We start from the raw sequence: 22,882 nt of genomic DNA, 5'->3' as shown, positions 1-22,882 counted from the left end.
TTGATTCCAACAAAGCCGGAACTGATACTGCCATTGCAGGGGTCCAATCGGATGTTGTTGCCAATAAAATGGCAAGCGATTTAGCGGATACCACTTTGCAAACGAATATCAATTCGGTTCAAACTACGGTTGATTCCAACAAAGCCGGAACTGATACTGCCATTGCAGGGGTCCAATCGGATGTTGTTGCCAATAAAATGGCAAGCGATTTAGCGGATACCACTTTGCAAACGAATATCAATTCGGTACAAGGTACCGTTGATTCCAACAAAGCCGCAACTGATGCTGCCATTGCAGGGGTTCAATCGGATGTTGTTGCCAATAAAACGGCAAGCGATTTAGCGGAAACTACTTTGCAATCGAATATCAATACGGTACAAGCTACCGTTGATTCCAACAAAGCCGCAACTGATACTGCCATTGCAGGAGTCCAATCGGATGTTGTTGCTAATAAAGCAGCCAGCGATTCAGCGGATACTGCTTTGCAAACGAATATCAATACGGTACAAGCTACCGTTGATTCCAACAAATCCGCAACTGATACTGCCATTGCAGGAGTCCAATCGGATGTTGTTGCTAATAAAGCAGCCAGCGATTCAGCGGAAACCACTTTGCAATCGAATATCAATTCGGTACAAGGTACCGTTGATTCCAACAAAGCCGCAACTGATGCTGCCATTGCAGGGGGCCAATCGGATGTTGTTGCCAATAAAACGGCAAGCGATTTAGCGGATACCACTTTGCAAACGAATATCAATTCGGTTCAAACTACCGTTGATTCCAACAAAGCCGCAACTGATGCTGCCATTGCAGGGGTTCAATCGGATGTTGTTGCCAATAAAACGGCAAGCGATTTAGCGGATACTGCTTTGCAATCGAATATCAATACGGTACAAGCTACCGTTGATTCCAACAAAGCTGCAACTGATACTGCCATTGCAGGAGTCCAATCGGATGTTGTTGCTAATAAAGCAGCCAGCGATTCAGCAGATACCACCTTACAAACGAATATCGATGCTGTTCAATCTGATGTTGACGCAAATGAAAGCGCAACTCAAACCGCACTAAATCTAAAAGCTGATCTGGAATCACCAACTTTAACCGGAACACCATTAGCGCCGACCGCTGTATCAGGAACTAATACAACACAATTAGCTACAACTGAATTTGTAACTGCTGCTGTCGTTGCCATATCTGCAAATTTTGTTGATTTGACAACTGATCAAACCATTGCCGGGACTAAAATGTTTAGCTCTGATGCAACTATTAACGGAGTTACTGTAGGTAGGGGAAAGTTTAATGAAAACTCAAATACTGCAATTGGACTAGGAGCTTTAGAAAATAATGCTGGTTATGCAAATACCGGGATTGGTAGAGGAGCTTTAGCAGCAAATGATGCAGGTGTAGGAAACACTGCGGTAGGATATGTTGCATTATCTAATAATAGTTCAGGTACAGATAATGTTTCTATAGGAAGTAGTACTTTATTAACAAATAGTTCAGGTTCAGAAAATACGGCTATAGGAATTCGAGCTGATGTTGCTACTGATGGAATTACAAATTCTGTTGCTATTGGAGCTAATGCAATTGTCAGTGCATCTAATACGATACAATTGGGTTCCGATGGAACGGGTTCGCATAGTGCCATAACTGATGTTAAAACAAGTGGTAGCTTAACTGCTGCTGGATACAAAATTCCAAGTGGTACTTCTTCTCAATTCTTAATGGCTGATGGAACTATTTCAACAGGCACTATTGAAGTTAGAGAAATGGCGGATGAATCTAGTGCTACGATTTCGCAAACAGAATTTACTTTAAATCAAATTCCATCAGCTAACAGTAAAGTAAAAATGTATGTAAATGGAATTCGAATCAGCAACACGGCTTATAGTGTAAGTGGAACTACATTAACTTATATTCCTGCTAATAATGGTTCCTATATATTATCTGTAAATGATAGAATTCAGTTTGATTATTTTTATTAATAGTAGCTTCTAAAACAGTTATACCATGAAGTTTTATAAAAAAATAGTTTTCTTTTTTTTGATTTTTGCCGCTTTTCAAGGGTATGCTCAAAATACTTTGGATGTTTTAGGCTTAGACAATACTACACCAGCTGCTGTTGCCTATAGTTTACGAAAATTAAGTACCTCATATGTTGGCAATGCCATACAAGTGCGTCGCAGTAGCGATAATGTCACTCAGGATATTGGTTTTGATAGTAATGGAGATTTAGACACAAGTGCATTACTGGCTTTTGTTAGTGGTGATAATGGTTATATAAGTATTTGGTATGACCAAAGTGGCAATGGAAGAGATTTGATTAAAACAGATTATAATCTTCAACCACAAATAGTATTTACAGGAGCTTTAAAATTGATAGGATCAAGAGTAGCCATTGATTTTTTAGGAAACAAAGGATTAGTCTATACGGGGTCATTAAATTTATTTAGTATTTCTACGGTTATAAAATCAGAATCTACCAATTGGCCAAGATTTCATTCTATATTGGATGCTACTCCTAGAATAGGAGGAATACTGACTTCAGGAGGTACTAATTTTTGGCAAGATGTTTATCCTCTTGCTATCTGGAAAAATGGAGTTTCAAAAACTACTTCTGAATCGCTGTCACCAGTTGATGAGGCGATGGTTTTATCAATTAGCCCTCAAACCTATAACGTAAATCAAATATTTATTGGTAATTATGATGGTGGTAGTGATGGTGGCTCTATTTTAGAAACCGAAGCTGTTGCATTCTCTTCTTTGATTTCAAACAGTAATCAACTAAATGTTGAATGTAGTCAAGGGGCTTATTATTCTATTTTAACGAGTTGCAACACAACGATTAATACGCAACCCTTGAATACCAATCATAATGAATGTTTGGGAACTTCAGCTACTCCATTAACAGTTGAAGCATCCGGTATTAATTTAACATACCAATGGTATAGTAACAATATCGCTAGTAATAGCGGGGGAGTAGTAATTAATGGCGCTAACAGTAGTTCTTTTACTCCTTCTACTGCATCAGTTGGAACAACTTATTATTATGTTGAAGTATCAGGCTCATACGGAATGTCAATACTAAGTGATGTTTCTGGTGCCATAAGTGTAGATAGCATGCCTTCGGTTAGTATTTCTCCATCCACAGCTACTATAAATTCTGGAGATTCTATTACACTTACTGCTTCAGGGGCCAGTACTTATTTTTGGGGTTTTAACGACGCTACGCCTTTAGACAATGTGTCGAATTATAAATTAGCAGTAGGATTACGACTTTTAAGATCTGCTTATTCAGGTTCGGCTATTCGTTTGAGAAGAGCTGATGATAATGTGGAAGCTGATTTTGGATTTTCAGGAACAAATTTAAATACTGTAGCCATAAATACTTGGCTAAATGGATCAGCTGGTTATTGTGTTAAACTGTATGATCAATCCGGTAATGGGAATGACATGATTCCATCATCATATAGTGCACAACCATTATACGTTTACAATGGTTTGAATAATAGACCTATTTTAAGATTTAACACAAGTCAAAACATAAAAAACAGTGTGAATTTTTCACCTCCTTACACCGTTATTTATACTGGAAAACAAACGGGTCCTAATAGAGGTAGAGTTTTAAATGCGAATAATAACTGGTTACTGGGATGGTGGAACGGAAATAAAAGTCAGGCTCATTTTGATGGTTGGGTTTCACAACCAGGTGGAATAACTGCTGACAGCAATCCATATGTTTATACTGGAACGGGAAACGGTAGTGAATCAACAATTTTTGAAAATGGGATTTCTAAAACTGTAAATACAAATGGAGGATCTACTGGACCAAACGGTTTGAGAATTAATGACAGTGAATCTTCCGATGCAGATGTTGCAGAGATTTTTGCTTTTGATTCGGTACTATCAACTAACGATAGGTTAGCTGTTGAGAAAAGTTCCGGTTCTTATTACGGAATTTATGGCGATGAACCTTTAGGAAATTCTGCATCAATTACAATATCTCCAACTGAAACTACTACGTATGAATTAACAGGTTATTCTTCTAATGGAGGTTGTTTCGTATCAAATAATATTACAGTAACGGTACTGAAAAACCCCAATTTAAATAATTTTAATGCGCAAATAAAAACCTATTTTGATGGTTCTTACACAATTACACCGCCAACCAGTGTAAGTACTGGTGCTATTACTTACACCAGTAGTAATGCGGCTGTAGCAACAATCAGTGGTATAACTGTAACTATAACTGGAGCAGGGACTACTACAATTACTGCTACTCAGGAAGGCAATGCGACTCATTATGGTGGTTCTATAAGTGCTACTTTGACTGTAAACAATGTTTCTGTTTTAACAAAAAACGGTCAAGTTTCTACCACTGATTTTAATTATATCAATAAAAATGGGGCATTGGCGTCAAGCAATTCATTAACTATTAATGGACAAAATATAGCAACCAAATCTAACGATGGATTATCGGCGGCATCAGCAGGAGCAAGCGCATTACAAATTAAAGCTGATTTTCCGGGTGCTACAGATGGATTGTATTGGATCACAAACCCAAATATCAATGGAGGAACTCCTTTTCAAATTTATGCTGATATGACTACTGATGGAGGCGGCTGGACATTGATATTATGTAATAATAATGGCTCAGGATGGGATGCAAACAATGCTATTTTAAGAAATGAAACGACTCCAACTATTAACGGACAATATTCTATCGTAGCTTATGCCGATTATCTTAAAAAGAGTGGCAGTGGTTTTCAATATATGATAGATGCAACCAATAGAGGCCATTGGGGTGGAATTTGGACCGCAAATCAAGCCTATAGTTTTGTAAATAGGAATAACACTCAAAGAGATATTACATTAAATACCAAATTTGATTCATGGAATTATCAAGGCAGTGGAATAGAAGAAATAATGCCATGGTATGCGCCTGGATCTTGCGGAACCATTACAACAAGTAATGATGCAAATGGTGATTGGTGGGGAACTTTAGTATCTGTTTGTGGTTTTAATCCTGCACCATGGTTGGGTTGCTGTGGTAATTCAGATCCAGGTATTATTTGGTATTGGGTACGATAATACTTTATTGATTATTTTAAAACAATTAAAATATAGGAATAAAAAAAAGGTTCAACTTTACAGCTGAACCTTTTTTAGTATCAAGAAAAAGCACTATTTATACTTTTCCTAATGTATATAATTGTTCCATTGTAGGAGTTAAACTTCCGCCTTTAGGTTCGAGTGTAATACCAAAAGCTTCTGCATCAGTTGCATTATCTACAGCAAACATTTTTTGATTGTTAACCTTGAAATTTTCCAATAGTCCAATGCTTGTAGGAGTCAATGGATTCAGTTTTAATGCCCATACCTGATACACCATTCCTTCTGGCGGTTCTGGTAATCCTGCGGCATCTACATAAACCACTTTGGTTTCTTTATTCCAATATACTTTCGCAGAGGATTGTGGTGCAACAGCTTGTCCACCAAGTGCTACAACCGTATTGTTTGCATCTCTTACAACTGCTAAACTAGTTTCGCTGGCTTTATTTTTTAATTGTAAAGCATTCAAATCTTTTTCCATTTTTGCTTTCTCCACTTCAACGTTTACTACTTGAGTATTGGTTTGCTCCAACTGATTGTATTGGTAACCAATACCTACTAACAATAGAATTGCTGCTGCCCAACCAATGTATTGAGACCAATTTCTTGTTGGTTCCAATTCGATAACTTTAGTAGCATGTTTAAGCTCTAGTTTGGACTTTATTTTTTCGTAATTCGCCACAGAATGAAACGGTGAAAAGCTGGAAGATAGAGCTACAATAGCCTTTTCTATAGCAATAATTTCATCGTTTATTTCTGGATTATTTTTTGCCATGGCGTTCACTTCTTCATTTTCGGTTTCAGTGAGTAAACCATAAACGTAGAGTTCTAAAATACCTGATTCTATATATTCTTTTGCTTCCATTATACTTTCAAATAATTTCTTAAATCATTAATACAGTTTCGATTGTGAGTTTTAACGGTTCCCAAAGGAATTTCCAATTCCTCCGAAGCTTCTTGTTGGGTATATCCTTTAAAAAACAGTAAATCTATTATTTGAATACACTTGGGTTTTAGCTTTTTTACAAAATCTTGAATCCCAATGCTATCAATTTTATTGACCAGTTTGTTACTGTCGTCAAATAGATGTACGAAATTATCTGAAGAAAGGTTTTTTTGACTGTTATTAAAATTTTTAGAACGCAGTTTATCAATAGATGTATTTCGGGCAATATTTAGAATCCAAGTATAGAAACGCCCTTTGCTTTCATGGTAGGAATCAATATTTTTCCAGATTTTGACAAATACATCCTGAAGCACATCTTCGGCTTCTTCTCTATTTTTTACAAGAACATTGATTACGGCAAACAAACTTTTTGAATACATATCATAAAGATGTGTGAATGCCTTTTCGTCTTTCTTATAAATTAATACTAACAATTCATCTTGAGTCATATATTTTTATTTTGCTTTTACAAACTTATACAAACTTATTTACAATTGGCAAATTTTATGAATAGCTACTTTAAAATAAATTCAAAATAAAAATAATTGTATTTTATTTAAGTAATTAAATCGCTGTAAATCAGTTATTTAATATATTTATTGATTTTTTTTTATGATTTTTAAAACCAAAGCGAATACAATCCCGTAAATGCTTCTATAACCTTTTAATTTTAAACAAAATGAAAAAAACAAAAATGATATTAGGTCTATCGCTAGTTGCGGTTTCGGGCTTAATTTTAGTAGCTGCTGACCACGTTGATGCTCCAGCAGTAACAGGTAATGCAGCAGATATTACTGATGTGTACACTTTTCAGGGACAAGACACAAACAATCTTGCATTTGCAGTAAACACACAAGGATTGTTAAGTCCTAATGCTACAGCCGCGGCAACATTTAATGAAAATGTTATGATTGAAATCAACATTGATAACACAGGTGACAATGTTGAAGATTTAGTTATTCAAGCCATCAAAAGAGATGACAAGATGTATTTCTTTGGTCCTTATGCTCCTACGGCTACTGGAACTTCAAGCACTATTAAAAAAGAAGCTGCCTCAGGAAGTGTAACAATTTCTACTTATGGTTCAACTCCTTTAATAGCAGAGAAAAACGGAATGAAATTTTTCGCAGGACCAAGAGATGATCCTTTCTTTTTTGACTTAGGCCAATTCAAAGCAATCCTTGCCGGAACTGCTTCTGGATTCAAAAACCCAGGTACAGATACTTTTGCAGGTACAAATGTACTTTCATTAGTAGTTGAAGTTCCAAAAGCAATGTTAGGTACTTCAAGTACATTAAATGTATGGGCAGAAACTAAGAAAAAACAATAACTAATTTTATTTTAAAACATAAAGACATGAAATCTAATAAATTCAAATTAATAGCTGTAGCAGTAGTTTGTGCAGTTGTTTCAGTAAATTGTGATAATAATGATTCGACAACAGATCCTGTAGCAAGTCTTGATTTTTCAGGAACTTTTGTTCAGCAAGATCAAATGGCAAGACCTGCAATAAATACCGTATTTATTGCAGCGGGAGCACCAAAAGATGAATTTAATGCTGCTATTCCATCAATGATGGGCGCTAAATACCAACCTATTTTTCAATCTAGATTGTTAGCTTTAAATTCAGGCTACACTGTAAATGCTTTAGGACAAACTGCACCTCAATTAACAGGTCTTCTTTCTACTGATGTTTTAAATGTATCAAAAACTGCAAAAACAACTTTCTTTGATGGAACGAATGTTCTTACAGGTAGAGCTTTGGCAGATGACGTTATTGATGTGGAATTGTTATTAATTTTTGGAGGACCAATGGGAACTTCAAACGCAGCACTTACTTCTGACCATGTAAATGCAAATGATAAAGCATTTGGCGTTTCTTTCCCTTATTTGGCAACAGCCTGGTAATATTTTTATAAAAAAAACAGAGTTGGATATTTTTAAATTCAACTCTGTTTTTTTTCTTTTCAAAAACAAACAAACAAACAAACAAACAAACAAACAAACCAGATTATGAAAACTTTAAAAATAATTCCATTATTGGTTTTTACAATCCTATCTCTTTTTAGTTGCGAGAAAAAACCAAGTCAAATTACCAATATTTCAGATTATAATAAATATCTGAATGTAAAAGGAAATAAATCATTGACTTTTGCAAATAACGAAATTGATTTCTGGCAAAAAAAATTCGATGCAGCTCCTAATCAAATTAGTTATTTAAGTATGATAGCTTCTAATTATGCGACTCTTTTTGAATATACCGGCGATATTAAAAACCTATATAAAACAGAAGAGTTGTTAACAAAATCGAATGAAGCTTATGATTATTCAAGAGTTTCTACCATTCGATCTTTGGCAAGAAATTATATTGCGCAACACCGTTTTAAAGAAGCGTTAGTATTGGCAAATAAAGCTTTTTCGATAGGAGAAGGCTTGAAAGAAACACAAAAATTACTCTTTGATGTTCAAATGGAATTGGGAAATTTTCCTGAAGCCGTAAAGAATTTGAATGCCATGAGAGATATGAAAGATTATGATTATCTTATTCGCTTGGCAAAATGGAATGATCACAAAGGCGACTTGAAAACGGCTATAACTTTTATGGAAAAAGCCAGAGATATTGCGGAGAAAGAAGACAATAAAGTGCTTAAAATATGGTCGTATTCTAACTTAGGTGATTTTTATGGTCATGCGGGAAGAATCCAAGAATCATACGACAGCTATTTAAAAACATTGGCGATAGACCCTAATTATTCGTATGCTTTAAAAGGAATTGCCTGGATTGTATTTTCTCATGAACGAAATACAGTTGAAGCAAAAAGAATTGTTGAAGCGATTGAAGTGACACACAATACTCCTGATTTTTATTTGTTGAAATCTCAAATAGCACAATTTGAAGGAAATAAAAAAGAAGAAATCAGTAATAGAAATGCCTATTTCTCTATGTTGCAAAAAAATAATTATGGTGCGATGTATAACAAATACAACGCTTTAATTTATGCGGATGATAAACAAACGGCTTCTAAAGCATTGGAAATTGCAAAAATAGAAATTGATCACAGACCAACTCCTGATTCCTATGATTTATTGGCATGGTCGTATTTGAATTTAGGCGAAAATAAAAAAGCATTGGAAATTGCTAAAAAACATGTAGTTGGACAATCATTTGAACCAAAAGTGCAATACCACTTGGCCATGATTTATAAGTCTAATAAACAAATAGAAAAAGTACAACCTATTAAAGAAGAACTACTTTCCAGTGTATATGAATTAGGCCCAAATTTGGAGAAAAAGGTAAATCAATTATAAATTTCCAAATGAAGAATTTTTTTATAATCCTGATAACTCTTTTGGGTTGGACTACCTATGCCCAGATTCAAAAAGGAATAGTAGTCGATAATGATGGGAATCCTGTAGAGAATGCCTACATCAATAATACAAGTTCTGAAAGTCATGCACATACTAATGAATTTGGTATGTTTAGTATTGATAAAACAGTTTCTGGAAACGTTTTGAAAGTAAATGCTTTGGGTTTTAAAAAAATGAATTACACATTTTCTGGTTCTGAACTTAGAATTGTTCTTGAAGATGATGTTTTTAGATTGAATGAGATTGTAATTCAAGCAAAACTTTCGGCGATGAATGTGATTTCAAAAATTGATTTGCAAACAACTCCCGTAAATTCTTCACAGGAAATTTTGCGAAAAGTACCGGGTTTATTCATCGGGCAACATGCCGGTGGTGGAAAGGCAGAGCAACTATTTTTAAGAGGTTTTGATATTGACCATGGAACTGATATTGCCATTTCAGTAGATGGAATTCCAGTAAATATGGTTTCTCATGCGCACGGTCAAGGTTACGCCGATTTGCATTTTGTAATTCCAGAAACGGTGGAAAAAATAGATTTTGGAAAAGGAACGTATTATGCTAACAAAGGGGATTTTGCTACGGCAGGATACGTTACTTTCCAAACTAAAGATAAAATTGAAAAAAGCAGTATTGGTTTAGAAGTAGGGCAATTCAATACGCTACGAACAGTAGGATTATTTAATCTTTTGGGTAACCAAAAAACACAAAGTGCTTACATTGCAACGGAATATATCCTGACAGATGGTCCATTCGATTCCCCCCAAAATTTTAATAGGATCAATCTGTTGGGCAAATATTCAGCCATTTTAGCCGATAATAGTAAGTTTTCAGTTTCAGCCTCTCGTTTTTCTAGTCGTTGGGATGCTTCTGGTCAAATACCACAACGATTGGTTGATAACGGAACAATATCTCGATTTGGTTCAGTGGATGATACGGAAGGAGGGAGCACATCAAGAACAAATGTAAATGCTTCTTTGAGTAAACCAATTGATGAAAATACGTTCGTAAAAGCGAATGCATTTTATTCAAAATATGATTTCGAATTGTATTCTAATTTTACTTTTTTCCTAGAAGATCCTATTAATGGTGATCAAATTAGACAGAAAGAAAATAGAACGATTTATGGAATGAATGCCGAATTGAATAAGAAAACGAAGCTTAATGATGTAAATATATTGGTGCAGTATGGAATAGGTTTTCGTGCAGATGCTACAAAGGATACGGAACTTTCACATACATTAAATAGGACTACTACTTTGAAGCAAATTAAATTAGGGGATATTGATGAGTCTAATTTATTCTCGTATGTCAATTCAGAATTCAGTTTTGGAAAATTAATGATTAATCCCGCAGTGCGATTGGATTATTTTAAATTTAATTACCGAGATAAATTGACTACCGATTATAAAACACAAACGGAAAGTAAAGTGAAAATTTCGCCCAAACTGAATTTTATTTATTCGCAAAATAACAATTTACAGTTTTATCTAAAATCAGGAATAGGATTTCATTCGAATGATACTCGCGTTGTGGTTCAAAATAGTGGCAAACAAATTTTGCCCACTGCGATAGGAACAGATATTGGTACCATTTGGAAACCATTTCCAAAACTAATTGTCAATTCGGCTTTATGGTATTTGTATCTGGAACAAGAATTTGTTTATGTGGGTGATGCAGGAATTATAGAACCAAGCGGAAAATCAAAACGTATGGGATTTGATTTAGGATTGCGGTATCAATTGAATGATTGGTTTTATTTGGATACTGATGCTAATTACACCTACGCTAGAAGTATTAATGAGCCAAAAGGACAAGATTACATTCCATTAGCACCTGATTTTACTTCTACCGGCGGTTTAAGTTTTCAGAATCTAAATGGTTTTTCGGGAGGAATTCATTATCGTTATTTAAAAAGTCGTCCCGCGAACGAAGATAATTCGTTAGTTGCCAAAGGCTATTTTGTTTCTGATTTCAACATCAATTACAAACTTAAAAATATTTCTTTCGGGATAGCAGTTGATAATTTGTTTAATACCAAATGGAATGAAACGCAGTTTGCTACTGAATCAAGATTAAAGAATGAGCCAACAAGTGTAGAAGAAATACATTTTACACCAGGGACACCTTTCTTTATGAAGGGGAAAATTACCTATACGTTTTAGCTTACTATAATGAAGATTAGTTTGTTTTGTTTGGAAGCCTGGTATTTTGTTTGATATCAGGCTTCTTTTTATTTAACTTGTGTTTAACCAAAATAAATTTTTAACCAACAATTAATTGTTATAATTTTATAAAAAATATAATTTCAAAATCAGCATAATTGAAATACGGTAAAATACTGATCTCGATATGCAAATTCCATACTCAAATATAAAACTAATATTATCTATTTATGAAAAACCTATTATTCTTAACATGTACTATCATGTTCCTTTTTAGTTGTCAAAATCAGGCACAAACTAAAAAAACAAAATTAAATAAAAGTAATACTGCTATGGCCAAGGAAACCATTTATCAATTTAAAGTAGAAGATTTATCAGGAAAGATTTTTGATTTTGCTTCTTTGAAAGGTAAAAAAGTAATGATTGTAAATACCGCTTCAAAATGTGGTTTGACTCCTCAATACAAAGATCTTGAAGCTATCTATAAAGAATACAAGGATAAAGGATTTGTAATCGTAGGTTTTCCGGCTAATAATTTTGCCTCACAGGAACCAGGAACCAATAAAGAAATTGCTTCTTTTTGTCAATTAAATTATGGCGTTACTTTTCCTATGATGGATAAAGTTTCGGTAAAAGGCGACGATATGTGTGCAATGTATCAGTTTTTAACCCAAAGAGCTAAAAACGGATTGCAAGATTCACAAGTGGAATGGAATTTTCAAAAATACCTAATCAACGAAAAAGGAGAATTGGAAAAAGTAATCTCTCCAAAAACGTTACCAACTGATGCTTCAATCGTAGACTGGATTAAAGCATAGTTAGTAATAAAGGCATAATAAAAAAGCGATTTTCGGGAAACTGAAAACCGCTTTTTTTATTCTAGAAACTGTTAGAAATTAAATTTTCTCATTCTTGAAAATTGCTGCAACAGCCGCTTCGTAATTTCTAATACTCTGCGCTTTTTTTATTTGTTTCAATACTTTGTGCGGATTTGAAAATGTAGCAGAAAAGTACTCCCATAAATGATACATCTTCAGTAAAATATGGGTTGATCCAGATAGCGATTCACTATATATAGCATACAAAGTGTCGTGAAAAGCACTGAATAATTCCATTTTGTTTGCAGGATATTCCATAGTATTGCTTTTAATCATACTTGGTAAAAAAGGATCCGAAATTAATCCTCGCCCGATCATCCAGTGATCAATAGAAGGAAAACGCGCTTGCATTTCATGAAATTTGGCCACCGAAGTGATATCACCATTGTAATACAGCTTGTGAATCGTGTTGTCAATGCATTGTTGAAACGCATCCAGATGTACGCCACCTTTATACAGTTGTTTTCCAATGCGAGCATGTATGGCAATATTTTTGATAGGATATGTATCTAAAATGGGTAAAACAGCAAGAATTTCTTCGCTATTTTCATATCCCAAACGCATTTTCATAGACACAATAATATCAGATTCCGAATGTGCTCTGTCAAGGACGTTATTAATTTTCTCGGGATTACTGATCAAACCGGAACCCATACCGGATTTTGTAACCATTGGATACGGGCATCCTAAATTCCAGTTTAATTCTTTGTAACCAAGTTCCTGAACATATTTGGCTACAAATAAAAACTCATCGGCATCGTTTGTTATAACTTGTGGAATTACCTCTAAACCAATATTATTTTCAGGAAGTAAATCTCTTTCATAGGATGGTTTAATGACAAGCTTTCCGTTTAAACGGATGTAAGGGGAATAATAAGTATCAATCCCTCCAAACAATTTATTTTGGGCATTTCTAAAACGAAAATCGGTAAATCCTTGTAAGGGTGATGAAAGTAAGGTGTAGTCCATGAAATTTTTAGTTGTGCAAATATACCATTCTTTAAACAGTTAGGGTTTTTCTGGAGCAATTATGTTTTTTTGTTTAATGAAAAGGACTTATTTATTTTAGAATCAATTGCATAAAAACCAAATCCAGCCAATGATCAAATTTATAACCTACTTCTCGAATGGTGCCCACCGCTTTAAACCCAAACTTTTCATGGAAAGCTATGCTTCCTGAATTTTCAGCATCGATAGCGCCAATCATAACATGGAATTCTTGCTCTTTTGCCAACCGAATGAGTTCAGCCAAAAGTAATTTTCCAACGCCTTTCCCTATAAATTCTTGGGCAACATAAACGGAATGTTCTACTGTGTATTGATACCCTATTTTTTGTCTAAAGGGACCATAACTTGCGAATCCAATTGCCCCGTTTTCAAATTCCGCTACAATCACAGGCAGATTTGTCGCTAATTTGTCTTCAAACCATAGTTTTTGGGTTTCAAAATCGCGCGGTTCATAATCATAATTGGAAGTACTATGCAGTATTTCGTGATTAACGATTTCTAGTATTGTATCTATATCAGCAAAAACAGCGGGTCTTATCTTGATTTCCATGAAAAAGTATTTTCCTTCAAAATTAAGAAAACTATTTAAGATTAGAGAAAAACCTTTGCAACTTTGTATCTTTGTTCTTTTGAAACGAAAACAATGATTTACCCCAAAATACCTTTAGCGCAAAGCATTATTCAAATTTGTTTGGCCAAAGGAATCACCACCATAATAATTTCCCCAGGTTCTCGAAATGCTCCGCTAACGATTGGTTTTGTGAGTAATCCTGCCTTTCAATGTTACAGTATAGCTGACGAACGTTCCGCCGCTTTTTTTGCACTTGGAATTGCACAACAAACCCTGCAGCCTGTAGCTTTAGTTTGTACATCGGGTTCCGCATTACTGAATTATTATCCTGCTTTTGCGGAAGCATTTTACAGTCAGATTCCTTTAATCGTAATCTCTGCTGACAGACCACAAAGCAAAATCGATATTGGCGACGGACAAACTATCCGACAGGAAAATGTATTTATAAACCACTCTTTATATAATGCCAATTTAAATGAAGTTGTTTCAAAAACTAATGATTTCAAAATAAATGAAGCGATAGATTTAGCCTTGCATAAAAAAGGACCGGTTCATATCAATGCACCATTTGAGGAGCCTTTATATGAAACTGTTTCAGAACTTTCAGTTGATGTCATGGTTAATGGTTTTGCAAACTTGAATGCGCTAAGCACCATTGAAAATATTTCGGAGTTTGCGACTATTTGGAACAATTCAACTAAAAAAATGATTTTAGTTGGCGTAAATGAACCAAATTTAATTAGTGAAAAAACTATCTCTGCATTGGCACAAGACGAATCGGTTGTTGTTATGACCGAAACTACGTCCAATGTGAATCATCCTTCATTTATAAACAATATTGACACTATAATTACGCCTTTTACCCATGAGGAATTTGAGGATTTTCGACCGGAGGTATTGGTGACTTTTGGTGGAATGATAGTTTCTAAACGAATCAAAGCTTTTTTGAGAAAATACAAGCCAAAACACCATTGGCATATTGATACATTAAGAGCCTATGATACTTTCAGTGCATTGACGAAACATTTTGAAGTCAATCCGAATACTTTTTTTGAAGTATTTTTACCTTTAACGGAAATGGTAGAAAGTGATTATTTTGAGAAATTAGAAGCGGTGAAACTTTTGCGAAAACAAAAGCATGAAAATTATTTGGCAAAAATTGAATTTTCAGATTTTAAAGTTTTCGAAAAAGTAATTCAAAGTTTACCAAAGAATAGTCAATTACAAATCAGTAACAGTTCAGCGATTCGTTATGCGCAATTAATAGCTATCGATCCTTCGGTTGAAGTGTATTGCAATCGTGGTACAAGCGGAATCGACGGAAGTACTTCTACAGCTATTGGTGCGGCTGTTGCCAATAAAAAACAAACGTTTTTCATAACAGGTGATATTGGATTTTTATACGATAGCAACGCCTTGTGGAATAATTATATCCCAAAAAATTTCAAAATAATTTTGATTAATAACGGCGGTGGCGGAATTTTTAGAATTTTGCCCGGACATGAAGAAACGCCTATTTTTAATACTTTCTTTGAAACATCACATGGTCTTACTGCAGAACATTTGGCTAAAATGTATGGTTTTGAATATAGTATTGCCAATGATGAAACGAGTTTAGTAAAGGAACTGGATGCTTTTTATAGTCAAAATGAAAAACCAAGTATTTTGGAAATTTTCACGCCAACATTAGATAACGATAGAATTTTGTTGCAATATTTTAAAGAATTAGTCTAATTATTTTATTTATTCGTTAAAACATATAATTAAATGTTTAAATTTGAGAGAGTTAAAATCTATTAATCAAATATTAAACTTTTATTTATGAGTGCAAGAGATGAATTAATTGTAAAGTATGCAGCCGATTTGAAAGACAAATGTGGCGTTAATCCAGATATGGATTTGTTGACAAAAGTAACTGTTGGTTGTGGTCCGTCAATTTATAATGCAGATTCGGCTACAGTTGCCGGAACCCAACAATCTGAGTTGGACACGGTGAAAAATAATTTTCTAATCAAGAAATTAGGACTTGCTGACGGCGCTAATTTAGATGCAGGAATTGATGCCGTAATGGAAAAATACGGTCGTTCCAATAAAAATAAATACCGAGTTGTGGTCTATTATTTATTGGCGGTTCATTTTGGAAAAGAGAGTGTTTACAATTAATAATAGCTATAAAAATGAAAAGCGCCTTTGTTGGCGCTTTTTTTATGAAGGGATTTTTCGTTTTACCATTTTCAAACTTCGTACCTTTGCACTTTAGAAATTGAAAGAAAATGATTGAAATAGGAAAATACAATACGCTTACCATTTTACGCGATACCAAAGTGGGTTTGTTTCTGGGAAATCCAGAAAAAGATCCGGAAGGAATACATGATATTCTTTTGCCTAACAAATACGTTCCAAACGAATTTGAAATAGGCGAGGAGCTGATTGTTTTTGTGTATTTGGACCACGAAGAAAGACCCGTTGCTACCACATTAGAACCGTATATTTTATTGAATGAATTTGCACTTTTGCGTGTGAATTATACCAATCAGATTGGTGCTTTTATGGATTGGGGAATGGAAAAAGATATTTTGGTTCCTTTTAAAGAGCAAGCGCGTCCTATGGAAAAAGGAAAACGCTACTTGGTTTATCTTTATATGGACGAAAAAACCAATCGTTTAGTGGCTTCTAGTAAATTGAATCAGTTTTTAAAAAATGACCACCTTACAGTTGAAAAAGGGGAAGAGGTAGATTTAATCGTTTCCCATATCACTGAATTAGGAATCAATGTTATCATCAACGAAAAACACAAAGGTTTGTTATATAAAGATGAGGTGTATGATGATGCAATTCGTACGGGAGACCGCATGCGTGGTTACATCAAAACGATTCGTCCAGACAATAAAATTGATGTGGCATTGCAAGTTCAAGGATATCAAAGTATCGAACCAAATGCAGAGAAAATTCTGGATGAGTTAAGAGCCAGTAGGGGTTTCTTACGTTTGACGGATAATTCACATCCTGAAGACATTAAAACGGTTTTGAAAATGAGTAAGAAAACCTTCAAGAAAGCCATTGGCGCTTTGTATCGAGAGAAATTAATCGAAATCAAGGAAGACGGAATTTACTTGGTTAAGGAATAAAAAAAAGAAAGACTAATCGAAAACGGTTAGTCTTTCTCTTTTTAATGCTGTTTTAGAATATTAAATTCTATCAGCAATAAAAATAATTTTAATTTCATTCTAAAAGTATATTTATTCACTTTTATAACTAATAGTATCCTTAATACTACTTTAAAAATATTGACTTAAGTGCAAACTACTTTTTGAAATGGGTTTGTCTTTAAATGTCCAAACACTTGCTTAGAAGCTAAGAATCAATTTCACATTAAAGCCATTGGTTTTGTATATATATTAAAAGATTAATTTCCTGAAAATAATTATTTTATTAATGCACAACTTATTTGTTGAGCGGGAATGCGAAATCTTTACTTTAAACCGTAGGTGTTACTCTTTATTTTTTACTATTGGGGCAAATGGCCTTCTCATTGACTCACTTATCTTGGTTTTTGAAAAAGTATTATAATTTATTACCATCGAAAAAGGAGCGACAAAATTTTTAATTGTATTCAAAAAAACATTTTTTAGGTTAATAAATCAGTGAAAAGTAATCAAACTAATCAAGTTACATTCTCCTGATTAGCAATACTTAAAATTAGAGATTATTTGGATGTGCAACTGTTAATATTCTGTTTTTTTTTCATTTTTTAACATTTTAGATTGTTTAATCAGAGAAAGATTACCACAAGCTTCTCTAAAATAGAATAGATAAAATGTAAAAAATGATTTAATTTTACACTGAAATAATTTAAATCGATTGTAATGGATTGGATCACTGTCAAAGAATACGAGGATATCACCTATAAGAAATGCAATGGCGTTGCCAGAATAGCTTTTAACAGACCGGATGTGCGCAATGCTTTCCGACCAAAAACGACTTCTGAATTATATAGTGCATTTTATGATGCGCAAGAAGACACTTCGATTGGCGTGGTTTTGCTTTCTGCAGAAGGACCTTCGTCTAAAGATGGCGTGTATTCTTTTTGTAGCGGTGGGGATCAAAACGCACGTGGTCATCAAGGCTATGTGGGCGAAGATGGACAGCATCGTTTGAATATTTTGGAAGTACAACGATTAATCCGATTCATGCCAAAAGTTGTTATCGCCGTAGTTCCAGGTTGGGCTGTAGGCGGTGGACACAGTTTGCATGTCGTTTGCGATTTGACTTTGGCGAGTAAAGAACACGCCATTTTCAAGCAAACCGATGCTGATGTAACTAGTTTTGATGGAGGATACGGTTCGGCGTATTTGGCTAAAATGGTCGGACAGAAAAAAGCGCGTGAGATTTTCTTCCTTGGACGCAATTATTCGGCTCAGGACGCGATGGATATGGGAATGGTCAATGCCGTGATTCCGCATGCTGAATTAGAAGATACGGCATACGAATGGGCACAAGAAATATTAGGCAAATCGCCAATGGCTATCAAAATGCTGAAATTTGCCATGAATCTTACCGATGATGGAATGGTGGGGCAACAAGTTTTTGCTGGTGAAGCCACACGTTTGGCGTATATGACCGAAGAAGCCAAAGAAGGCAGAAATGCATTCTTGGAAAAAAGAAAACCAAATTTTGAGAAAAAATGGTTGCCATGATTTAGTAATCAGTACGCAGTATTCAGTCACGAGACTTTGGGATTAGTGTTCAGTTGTCATAAATCGCAGTCGTAATTTGTCCTTATTAAGAAGGGGTGATAAGTAGTCTTAAATAATAACTTAGCGTCTTTGTGGCAAGGAAAAAAAAGCTTTTGTGCTAAAAAAACTAAATTTTATAAATGGAAAACTTCAGCAACGAGACTATAGATATCACCCAGCTTCCTAAATTTGAGGAAGTACCCTTTTTAAGTTTGAAAAAATCGTACTGGAAAGTGATTTTGATTAATTCGTTTGTCGTGTTTTTGTTACTGGCAATTGGTTTGGGATTTGCGCTAGTAAAGATTGAGGAATTAGTGGCGTATCAATTGGAAATTGGTAGTGTTTTTGGACTCTTTATCCTGATTTTTGTTTTCTTTTCGCACTTGAGTTTTAAGAAAAAAGGGTTTGCTTTCAGGGAACACGATGTGCTTTTTAGATATGGAATTATCGCTACAAATACAATTGTAATTCCTTATAATAGAATACAACACGTAGCTTTGCATGAAGGAATGGTGTCACGTTATTTTGGATTGGCTAAAATTGAAATTTTCACCGCTGGAGGTAGTTCTAGTGATATAGAAATTCCCGGAATTGAAAAAGAACAGGCCGAAAACATCAAACAACTCTTGATGGGTAAAATACAAAAACAACTGTAATGCGAGCGGATTTTAGTCAACCACAAAGGCAGTCTGTCGTTGGTGTTTTGGTGCTTTTTTTTGATACTATTCGTCATTTTGGGAAAGCACTTTGGCCAATATTAGTAGTTTGGATTTTTAAATTCAAAGAACTCAATCCGTTGTATTTGATACTGGGGATAGCGAGTGTTTTATTAGTCTTTGGAATTGTTGCCTATCTTAAATATTTGAATTTTACTTTCTTTTTAGATAAAGAAAATCAAGAGTTTGTTATTACAGAAGGCATTTTAAACAAAACAAAAATAACGATTCAGCTCAATAAAATCCAGCAAGTAACGATTAAACAGTCCTTTATTCAAAAAATTATTGGAGTGCATACACTCGATGTGGATACTGCCGGAGCTAATAAAACGGAAGTGGCAATCAAAGCCATTTCACATGATTTAGCTTTAGTGTTGAAAGCCCATTTATTAGAAAATGAAACGAACAAAATAATTGTAGTTTCGAATGAAATTGATGCAGAAATAAAAGCGGATTCGATTCAGATTGAAGAATTGCCTTTTATAAAAATCAGTTTTTCGAGTTTGTTAAAAGTTGGAATTTCCTCTAATTATGTGAGGAGTTTCTTTATTTTGTTAGCTTTCTCTATTACGTTTTATGAAAATGTCAAACGTATTTTTGGAGAATCGACCATCGATGAATCTAAAATTGATTCGTATTTAAAGGAAAATACCATGTTAGAAATGGTTCCAATAGTTATTCTTCTTCTTTTTTGTGTGATTCTGGTGATGAATGTCTTTAGAATGGTTTTTAAATATTTTGATTTTAGAATTACAAAACAAACCGGTTCCTTGTTGCTTTCGTTTGGTTTGTTGAATACAAAAAGTACGATTATCAAACCCGAAAAAGTTCAAATCGTAGCTGTTTCCAGTAATTATTTTCAAAAGAAAATGAATATACTTGAAATGAAAATCAAGCAGGCGACCGGCGGAGAGAAAGAAGAACGAAAAGCTGCAATTGAAATTCCTGGTTGCAATGCATTCGAACAGAATGAAATTTTGAAATTCCTATTTAATAAAATTCCTGAAAAAGGAGTGGTATTAAAACCTAATTTTCGGAAGCTTGGATTTTCTATATTTCTTACAATTGGACTACCTTTGTGTGTGTTTTATTTTTTACGGGATGAGGTAATTTCACAATTTCCTACTTTGGATATCTTGGCGGTTTTCTATGTTGTATTTGTTGGGGGTATTCAGTTTTTTAAGTATAAAAATAACCGTCTTTTTATCAATGATCATTTTATTATTAAACAAAGTGGTGCGTGGGATATTAGTAATGAAATCATAGAACCAAGTAAAATTCAAGCGGTTACGACATCGCAACTTTTTTGGCATAAAAACCTGAATATCGGTTCGATAACGTTACATACCGCTGGAGGAAATATTGCTTTTCAGTTGGGAGATTATATAAAAATTAAACACTATGTCAACCTTTGGTTGTACGAAATAGAAACGTCCGATAGTAATTGGATGTAATTTAAAGGAGTTTAATTGTTTGATTCGGTTAAACGAATCAACAATTAACCAAATAAACGATTAAACAAAAAATATGAAACATTGGATTGAAGCCGCACGTTTACGAACATTACCATTATCTGTATCCGGAATAATTGTTGGAAGCATGTATGCTTTGGCGCACCCAACGGACGCTATATTAACCCCAACAGAAGTTTTCAATTGGCGGCTTTTTGGCTTTGCCATATTGACCACACTTGGATTGCAAATACTCTCTAATTTTGCCAATGATTATGGCGATGGGATGAAAGGAACAGATAATGAAGACAGAGTAGGCCCAAAACGTGCCATTCAAAGTGGTGTTATTACTCCTGAAGCCATGAAGCGCGCTATTATCATCACCTCTGCATTGACGTTACTTTCAGCGATGCTGTTGATTTATTTTGCCTTTACCGATACTAATTTGTGGTATTCCTTATTCTATTTGGTTTTAGGTATTTTATCTATTGTGTCAGCTATTCGCTATACAGTTGGGAATACAGCTTACGGTTACCGAGGATTTGGCGATATTTTTGTCTTTGTTTTTTTTGGTTTGGTAAGTACATTGGGGGTGAATTTTTTATATTCCAAACAACTGGATTTTGAATTGGTTTTACCCGCAATAGCCATTGGATTATTGAGCGTCGGCGTTTTAAATCTGAACAATATGCGTGACGAAGCTTCGGATAGGAAATCAAATAAAAATACGATTGTTGTAAAAATTGGCGGAGCCAAAGCTAAAATATACCATTATTTTCTGATTGTAACAGCCATGATTTTGGTATTGGTTTTTGCAATTATAGACCATTTTCACTTTGATCAATACTTGTTTTTATTGGCATACATTCCTTTAACTAAACATTTAATTACCGTATATAAGAATCATAACCCGAAGGAATTAGATCCTGAATTAAAAAAACTAGCGCTTAGTACTTTTGCACTTTCAGTATTGCTGGCGTTGTGTATGATTTTCTTCTTTTCGGATTTGATCGTGAATAATTATTGAAAAAAAATCAATGGCAATGACAGTTTCAAAATCAATTGAAAACTTTAAATCATTTCAATCTTTAAATTAAAAAAAAATGAAAATAACATTTTACGGTCACGCCTCATTGGGTATAGAAGTTGGTGGAAAACACATCATTGTCGATCCTTATATTTCGGCTAATCCAAAAGCGGCTCATATTGACATTAACACCTTAAAAGCCGATTATATTTTGATAACGCATGCCCACGGAGATCATATTCTGGATGTGGAGGCAATTGCCAAAAGAACCAATGCGGTTGTAGTTTCCAATGCTGAAATTGCAGGTCATTATGGCGCCAAAGGTTTTCAAGTGCATCCCATGAATCACGGTGGTAGCTGGAATTTTGACTTTGGGAAACTGAAATATGTAAATGCCATTCATTCCAGTTCCTTTCCTGATGGCAGTTACGGTGGAAATCCAGGCGGTTTTGTCATTGAAGGCGAACATAAAAACATCTATATTGCAGGTGATACTGCGCTTACCATGGATATGAAACTCATTCCTATGCGCACCAAACTCGACTTGGCGATTCTGCCAATCGGCGATAATTTCACCATGGATGTCGAAGATGCGATTGTTGCTTCTGATTTCGTGGATTGCGATAAAATTCTGGGGTATCATTACGACACTTTTGGTTATATCGAAATCGATCATGAAGCTGCCATTCGTAAATTCTTTGATAAAGGAAAAGATTTGATGCTGTTGGAAATAGGAAGTTTTATCGAATTATAATGCCATTGCGAGTTTTTCGAAGCAATTTCCTGCTATCCGCTTGTTTCTTTGCTTGCTTAAAGAAAGCAAGTAAAGGATACCGCTTTTATCAGGGCTAGGGTTGTCGTTGACTTGACGCCTTGTGAACCTTGCGAAAAACTTTGTGGACTTCG

Annotated in this window: 19 protein-coding genes; 15 read left to right on the top strand and 4 right to left on the bottom strand. The window is 34.6% G+C overall.

Going from position 1 to position 22,882, the window contains the following annotated elements:
- Positions 1 to 1,985: YadA family autotransporter adhesin (locus ACM55I_RS15040; protein WP_416847661.1), on the top strand; the 1,985-nt coding region annotated here is incomplete at its 5' end.
- A gap of 25 nt (positions 1,986 to 2,010) precedes the next feature.
- A complete protein-coding gene (locus ACM55I_RS15035; protein ID WP_416847660.1) occupies positions 2,011 to 5,091 on the top strand; it encodes a fibrinogen-like YCDxxxxGGGW domain-containing protein in 3,081 nt (1,026 codons plus the stop codon).
- 97 nt (positions 5,092 to 5,188) lie between these two features.
- Here ACM55I_RS15035 and ACM55I_RS15030 read toward each other — a convergent pair whose 3' ends face one another.
- Together ACM55I_RS15030 and ACM55I_RS15025 are read right to left on the bottom strand one after the other, a co-directional pair.
- Positions 5,189 to 5,977 carry an anti-sigma factor gene (locus ACM55I_RS15030; RefSeq protein ID WP_416847659.1) on the bottom strand — a complete coding sequence of 263 codons (789 nt, stop codon included), beginning with the start codon at positions 5,975 to 5,977 and terminating at the stop codon, positions 5,189 to 5,191.
- The gene (locus ACM55I_RS15025) at positions 5,977 to 6,507 is read right to left on the bottom strand and encodes an RNA polymerase sigma factor (protein WP_416847658.1); all 531 of its coding nucleotides are present in this window, start codon (positions 6,505 to 6,507) and stop codon (positions 5,977 to 5,979) included. The genes ACM55I_RS15030 and ACM55I_RS15025 overlap by 1 nt, the downstream gene beginning before the upstream one ends.
- A gap of 230 nt (positions 6,508 to 6,737) precedes the next feature.
- On the opposite strand from ACM55I_RS15025, the gene ACM55I_RS15020 reads away from it, so the two are divergent.
- The 5 genes from ACM55I_RS15020 (at position 6,738) to ACM55I_RS15000 (ending at position 12,407) form a co-directional block, all read left to right on the top strand.
- Positions 6,738 to 7,388, top strand: coding sequence for a DUF4331 family protein (locus tag ACM55I_RS15020; RefSeq protein WP_416836902.1), 651 nt, complete (start codon positions 6,738 to 6,740; stop codon positions 7,386 to 7,388).
- A 26-nt stretch (positions 7,389 to 7,414) separates the two neighbouring features.
- Positions 7,415 to 7,966 carry a DUF4331 family protein gene (locus ACM55I_RS15015; RefSeq protein ID WP_416847657.1) on the top strand — a complete coding sequence of 184 codons (552 nt, stop codon included), beginning with the start codon at positions 7,415 to 7,417 and terminating at the stop codon, positions 7,964 to 7,966.
- Between the two features lie 105 nt (positions 7,967 to 8,071).
- Positions 8,072 to 9,367, top strand: a complete 1,296-nt coding sequence (locus tag ACM55I_RS15010; protein ID WP_416847656.1) for a tetratricopeptide repeat protein — start codon at positions 8,072 to 8,074, stop codon at positions 9,365 to 9,367.
- 8 nt (positions 9,368 to 9,375) lie between these two features.
- Positions 9,376 to 11,589, top strand: a complete 2,214-nt coding sequence (locus tag ACM55I_RS15005; RefSeq protein ID WP_416847655.1) for a TonB-dependent receptor — start codon at positions 9,376 to 9,378, stop codon at positions 11,587 to 11,589.
- A 230-nt stretch (positions 11,590 to 11,819) separates the two neighbouring features.
- Positions 11,820 to 12,407 carry a glutathione peroxidase gene (locus ACM55I_RS15000; RefSeq protein ID WP_416847654.1) on the top strand — a complete coding sequence of 196 codons (588 nt, stop codon included), beginning with the start codon at positions 11,820 to 11,822 and terminating at the stop codon, positions 12,405 to 12,407.
- 78 nt (positions 12,408 to 12,485) lie between these two features.
- On the opposite strand, the gene ACM55I_RS14995 is transcribed toward ACM55I_RS15000, so the two are convergent.
- Positions 12,486 to 13,436: a tRNA dihydrouridine synthase gene (locus ACM55I_RS14995; RefSeq protein ID WP_416847653.1), complete on the bottom strand. Its 951-nt coding sequence runs from the start codon at positions 13,434 to 13,436 to the stop codon at positions 12,486 to 12,488.
- Positions 13,437 to 13,527: 91 nt separating this feature from the next.
- Positions 13,528 to 14,025, bottom strand: a complete 498-nt coding sequence (locus ACM55I_RS14990; protein ID WP_416847652.1) for a GNAT family N-acetyltransferase — start codon at positions 14,023 to 14,025, stop codon at positions 13,528 to 13,530.
- Positions 14,026 to 14,118: 93 nt separating this feature from the next.
- Between ACM55I_RS14990 and menD the strand changes: the two genes are divergently transcribed.
- From menD to ACM55I_RS14950, 8 genes are all read left to right on the top strand, one after another.
- Positions 14,119 to 15,780 carry a 2-succinyl-5-enolpyruvyl-6-hydroxy-3-cyclohexene-1-carboxylic-acid synthase gene (menD, locus tag ACM55I_RS14985; protein ID WP_416847651.1) on the top strand — a complete coding sequence of 554 codons (1,662 nt, stop codon included), beginning with the start codon at positions 14,119 to 14,121 and terminating at the stop codon, positions 15,778 to 15,780.
- An 87-nt stretch (positions 15,781 to 15,867) separates the two neighbouring features.
- Positions 15,868 to 16,209 (top strand): DUF2853 family protein, encoded by a 342-nt coding sequence (locus ACM55I_RS14980; RefSeq protein WP_416847650.1) that lies wholly within the window; start codon positions 15,868 to 15,870, stop codon positions 16,207 to 16,209.
- Positions 16,210 to 16,319: 110 nt separating this feature from the next.
- Positions 16,320 to 17,174 (top strand): CvfB family protein, encoded by an 855-nt coding sequence (locus tag ACM55I_RS14975; RefSeq protein ID WP_416836933.1) that lies wholly within the window; start codon positions 16,320 to 16,322, stop codon positions 17,172 to 17,174.
- 738 nt (positions 17,175 to 17,912) lie between these two features.
- The gene (locus tag ACM55I_RS14970; protein ID WP_416847649.1) at positions 17,913 to 18,743 is read left to right on the top strand and encodes a 1,4-dihydroxy-2-naphthoyl-CoA synthase; all 831 of its coding nucleotides are present in this window, start codon (positions 17,913 to 17,915) and stop codon (positions 18,741 to 18,743) included.
- A gap of 179 nt (positions 18,744 to 18,922) precedes the next feature.
- On the top strand, positions 18,923 to 19,438 hold the full coding sequence (locus ACM55I_RS14965; protein ID WP_416847648.1) for a PH domain-containing protein: 516 nt from the start codon (positions 18,923 to 18,925) through the stop codon (positions 19,436 to 19,438).
- Positions 19,438 to 20,952, top strand: a complete 1,515-nt coding sequence (locus ACM55I_RS14960) for a PH domain-containing protein (protein WP_416847647.1) — start codon at positions 19,438 to 19,440, stop codon at positions 20,950 to 20,952. Before ACM55I_RS14965 ends, ACM55I_RS14960 begins: the two co-directional genes overlap by 1 nt.
- A 73-nt stretch (positions 20,953 to 21,025) precedes the next feature.
- Entirely contained in the window at positions 21,026 to 21,976 is a 951-nt protein-coding gene (gene menA / locus ACM55I_RS14955; RefSeq protein WP_416847646.1) for a 1,4-dihydroxy-2-naphthoate octaprenyltransferase, read from the top strand.
- A 76-nt stretch (positions 21,977 to 22,052) separates the two neighbouring features.
- Positions 22,053 to 22,730: a metal-dependent hydrolase gene (locus tag ACM55I_RS14950; RefSeq protein WP_416847645.1), complete on the top strand. Its 678-nt coding sequence runs from the start codon at positions 22,053 to 22,055 to the stop codon at positions 22,728 to 22,730.
- Positions 22,731 to 22,882 lie beyond the last annotated feature (152 nt).

Source organism: Flavobacterium algoris, assembly GCF_048158525.1.
Lineage (GTDB): Bacteria > Bacteroidota > Bacteroidia > Flavobacteriales > Flavobacteriaceae > Flavobacterium > Flavobacterium algoris.
Note: the sequence above shows the minus strand (reverse complement) of the source record. Positions and strands in the feature narration are given on the sequence as shown.

Bases quoted from the DNA above. Each gene is read 5' to 3' on its own strand.
- ACM55I_RS15035 (WP_416847660.1), top strand. From the start codon at position 2,011: ATGAAGTTTTATAAAAAAATAGTTTTCTTTTTTTTGATTTTTGCCGCT.
- ACM55I_RS15030 (WP_416847659.1), bottom strand. From the start codon at position 5,977: ATGGAAGCAAAAGAATATATAGAATCAGGTATTTTAGAACTCTACGTT.
- ACM55I_RS15025 (WP_416847658.1), bottom strand. From the start codon at position 6,507: ATGACTCAAGATGAATTGTTAGTATTAATTTATAAGAAAGACGAAAAG.
- ACM55I_RS15020 (WP_416836902.1), top strand. From the start codon at position 6,738: ATGAAAAAAACAAAAATGATATTAGGTCTATCGCTAGTTGCGGTTTCG.
- ACM55I_RS15015 (WP_416847657.1), top strand. From the start codon at position 7,415: ATGAAATCTAATAAATTCAAATTAATAGCTGTAGCAGTAGTTTGTGCA.
- ACM55I_RS15010 (WP_416847656.1), top strand. From the start codon at position 8,072: ATGAAAACTTTAAAAATAATTCCATTATTGGTTTTTACAATCCTATCT.
- ACM55I_RS15005 (WP_416847655.1), top strand. From the start codon at position 9,376: ATGAAGAATTTTTTTATAATCCTGATAACTCTTTTGGGTTGGACTACC.
- ACM55I_RS15000 (WP_416847654.1), top strand. From the start codon at position 11,820: ATGAAAAACCTATTATTCTTAACATGTACTATCATGTTCCTTTTTAGT.
- ACM55I_RS14995 (WP_416847653.1), bottom strand. From the start codon at position 13,436: ATGGACTACACCTTACTTTCATCACCCTTACAAGGATTTACCGATTTT.
- ACM55I_RS14990 (WP_416847652.1), bottom strand. From the start codon at position 14,025: ATGGAAATCAAGATAAGACCCGCTGTTTTTGCTGATATAGATACAATA.
- menD (WP_416847651.1), top strand. From the start codon at position 14,119: ATGATTTACCCCAAAATACCTTTAGCGCAAAGCATTATTCAAATTTGT.
- ACM55I_RS14980 (WP_416847650.1), top strand. From the start codon at position 15,868: ATGAGTGCAAGAGATGAATTAATTGTAAAGTATGCAGCCGATTTGAAA.
- ACM55I_RS14975 (WP_416836933.1), top strand. From the start codon at position 16,320: ATGATTGAAATAGGAAAATACAATACGCTTACCATTTTACGCGATACC.
- ACM55I_RS14970 (WP_416847649.1), top strand. From the start codon at position 17,913: ATGGATTGGATCACTGTCAAAGAATACGAGGATATCACCTATAAGAAA.
- ACM55I_RS14965 (WP_416847648.1), top strand. From the start codon at position 18,923: ATGGAAAACTTCAGCAACGAGACTATAGATATCACCCAGCTTCCTAAA.
- ACM55I_RS14960 (WP_416847647.1), top strand. From the start codon at position 19,438: ATGCGAGCGGATTTTAGTCAACCACAAAGGCAGTCTGTCGTTGGTGTT.
- menA (WP_416847646.1), top strand. From the start codon at position 21,026: ATGAAACATTGGATTGAAGCCGCACGTTTACGAACATTACCATTATCT.
- ACM55I_RS14950 (WP_416847645.1), top strand. From the start codon at position 22,053: ATGAAAATAACATTTTACGGTCACGCCTCATTGGGTATAGAAGTTGGT.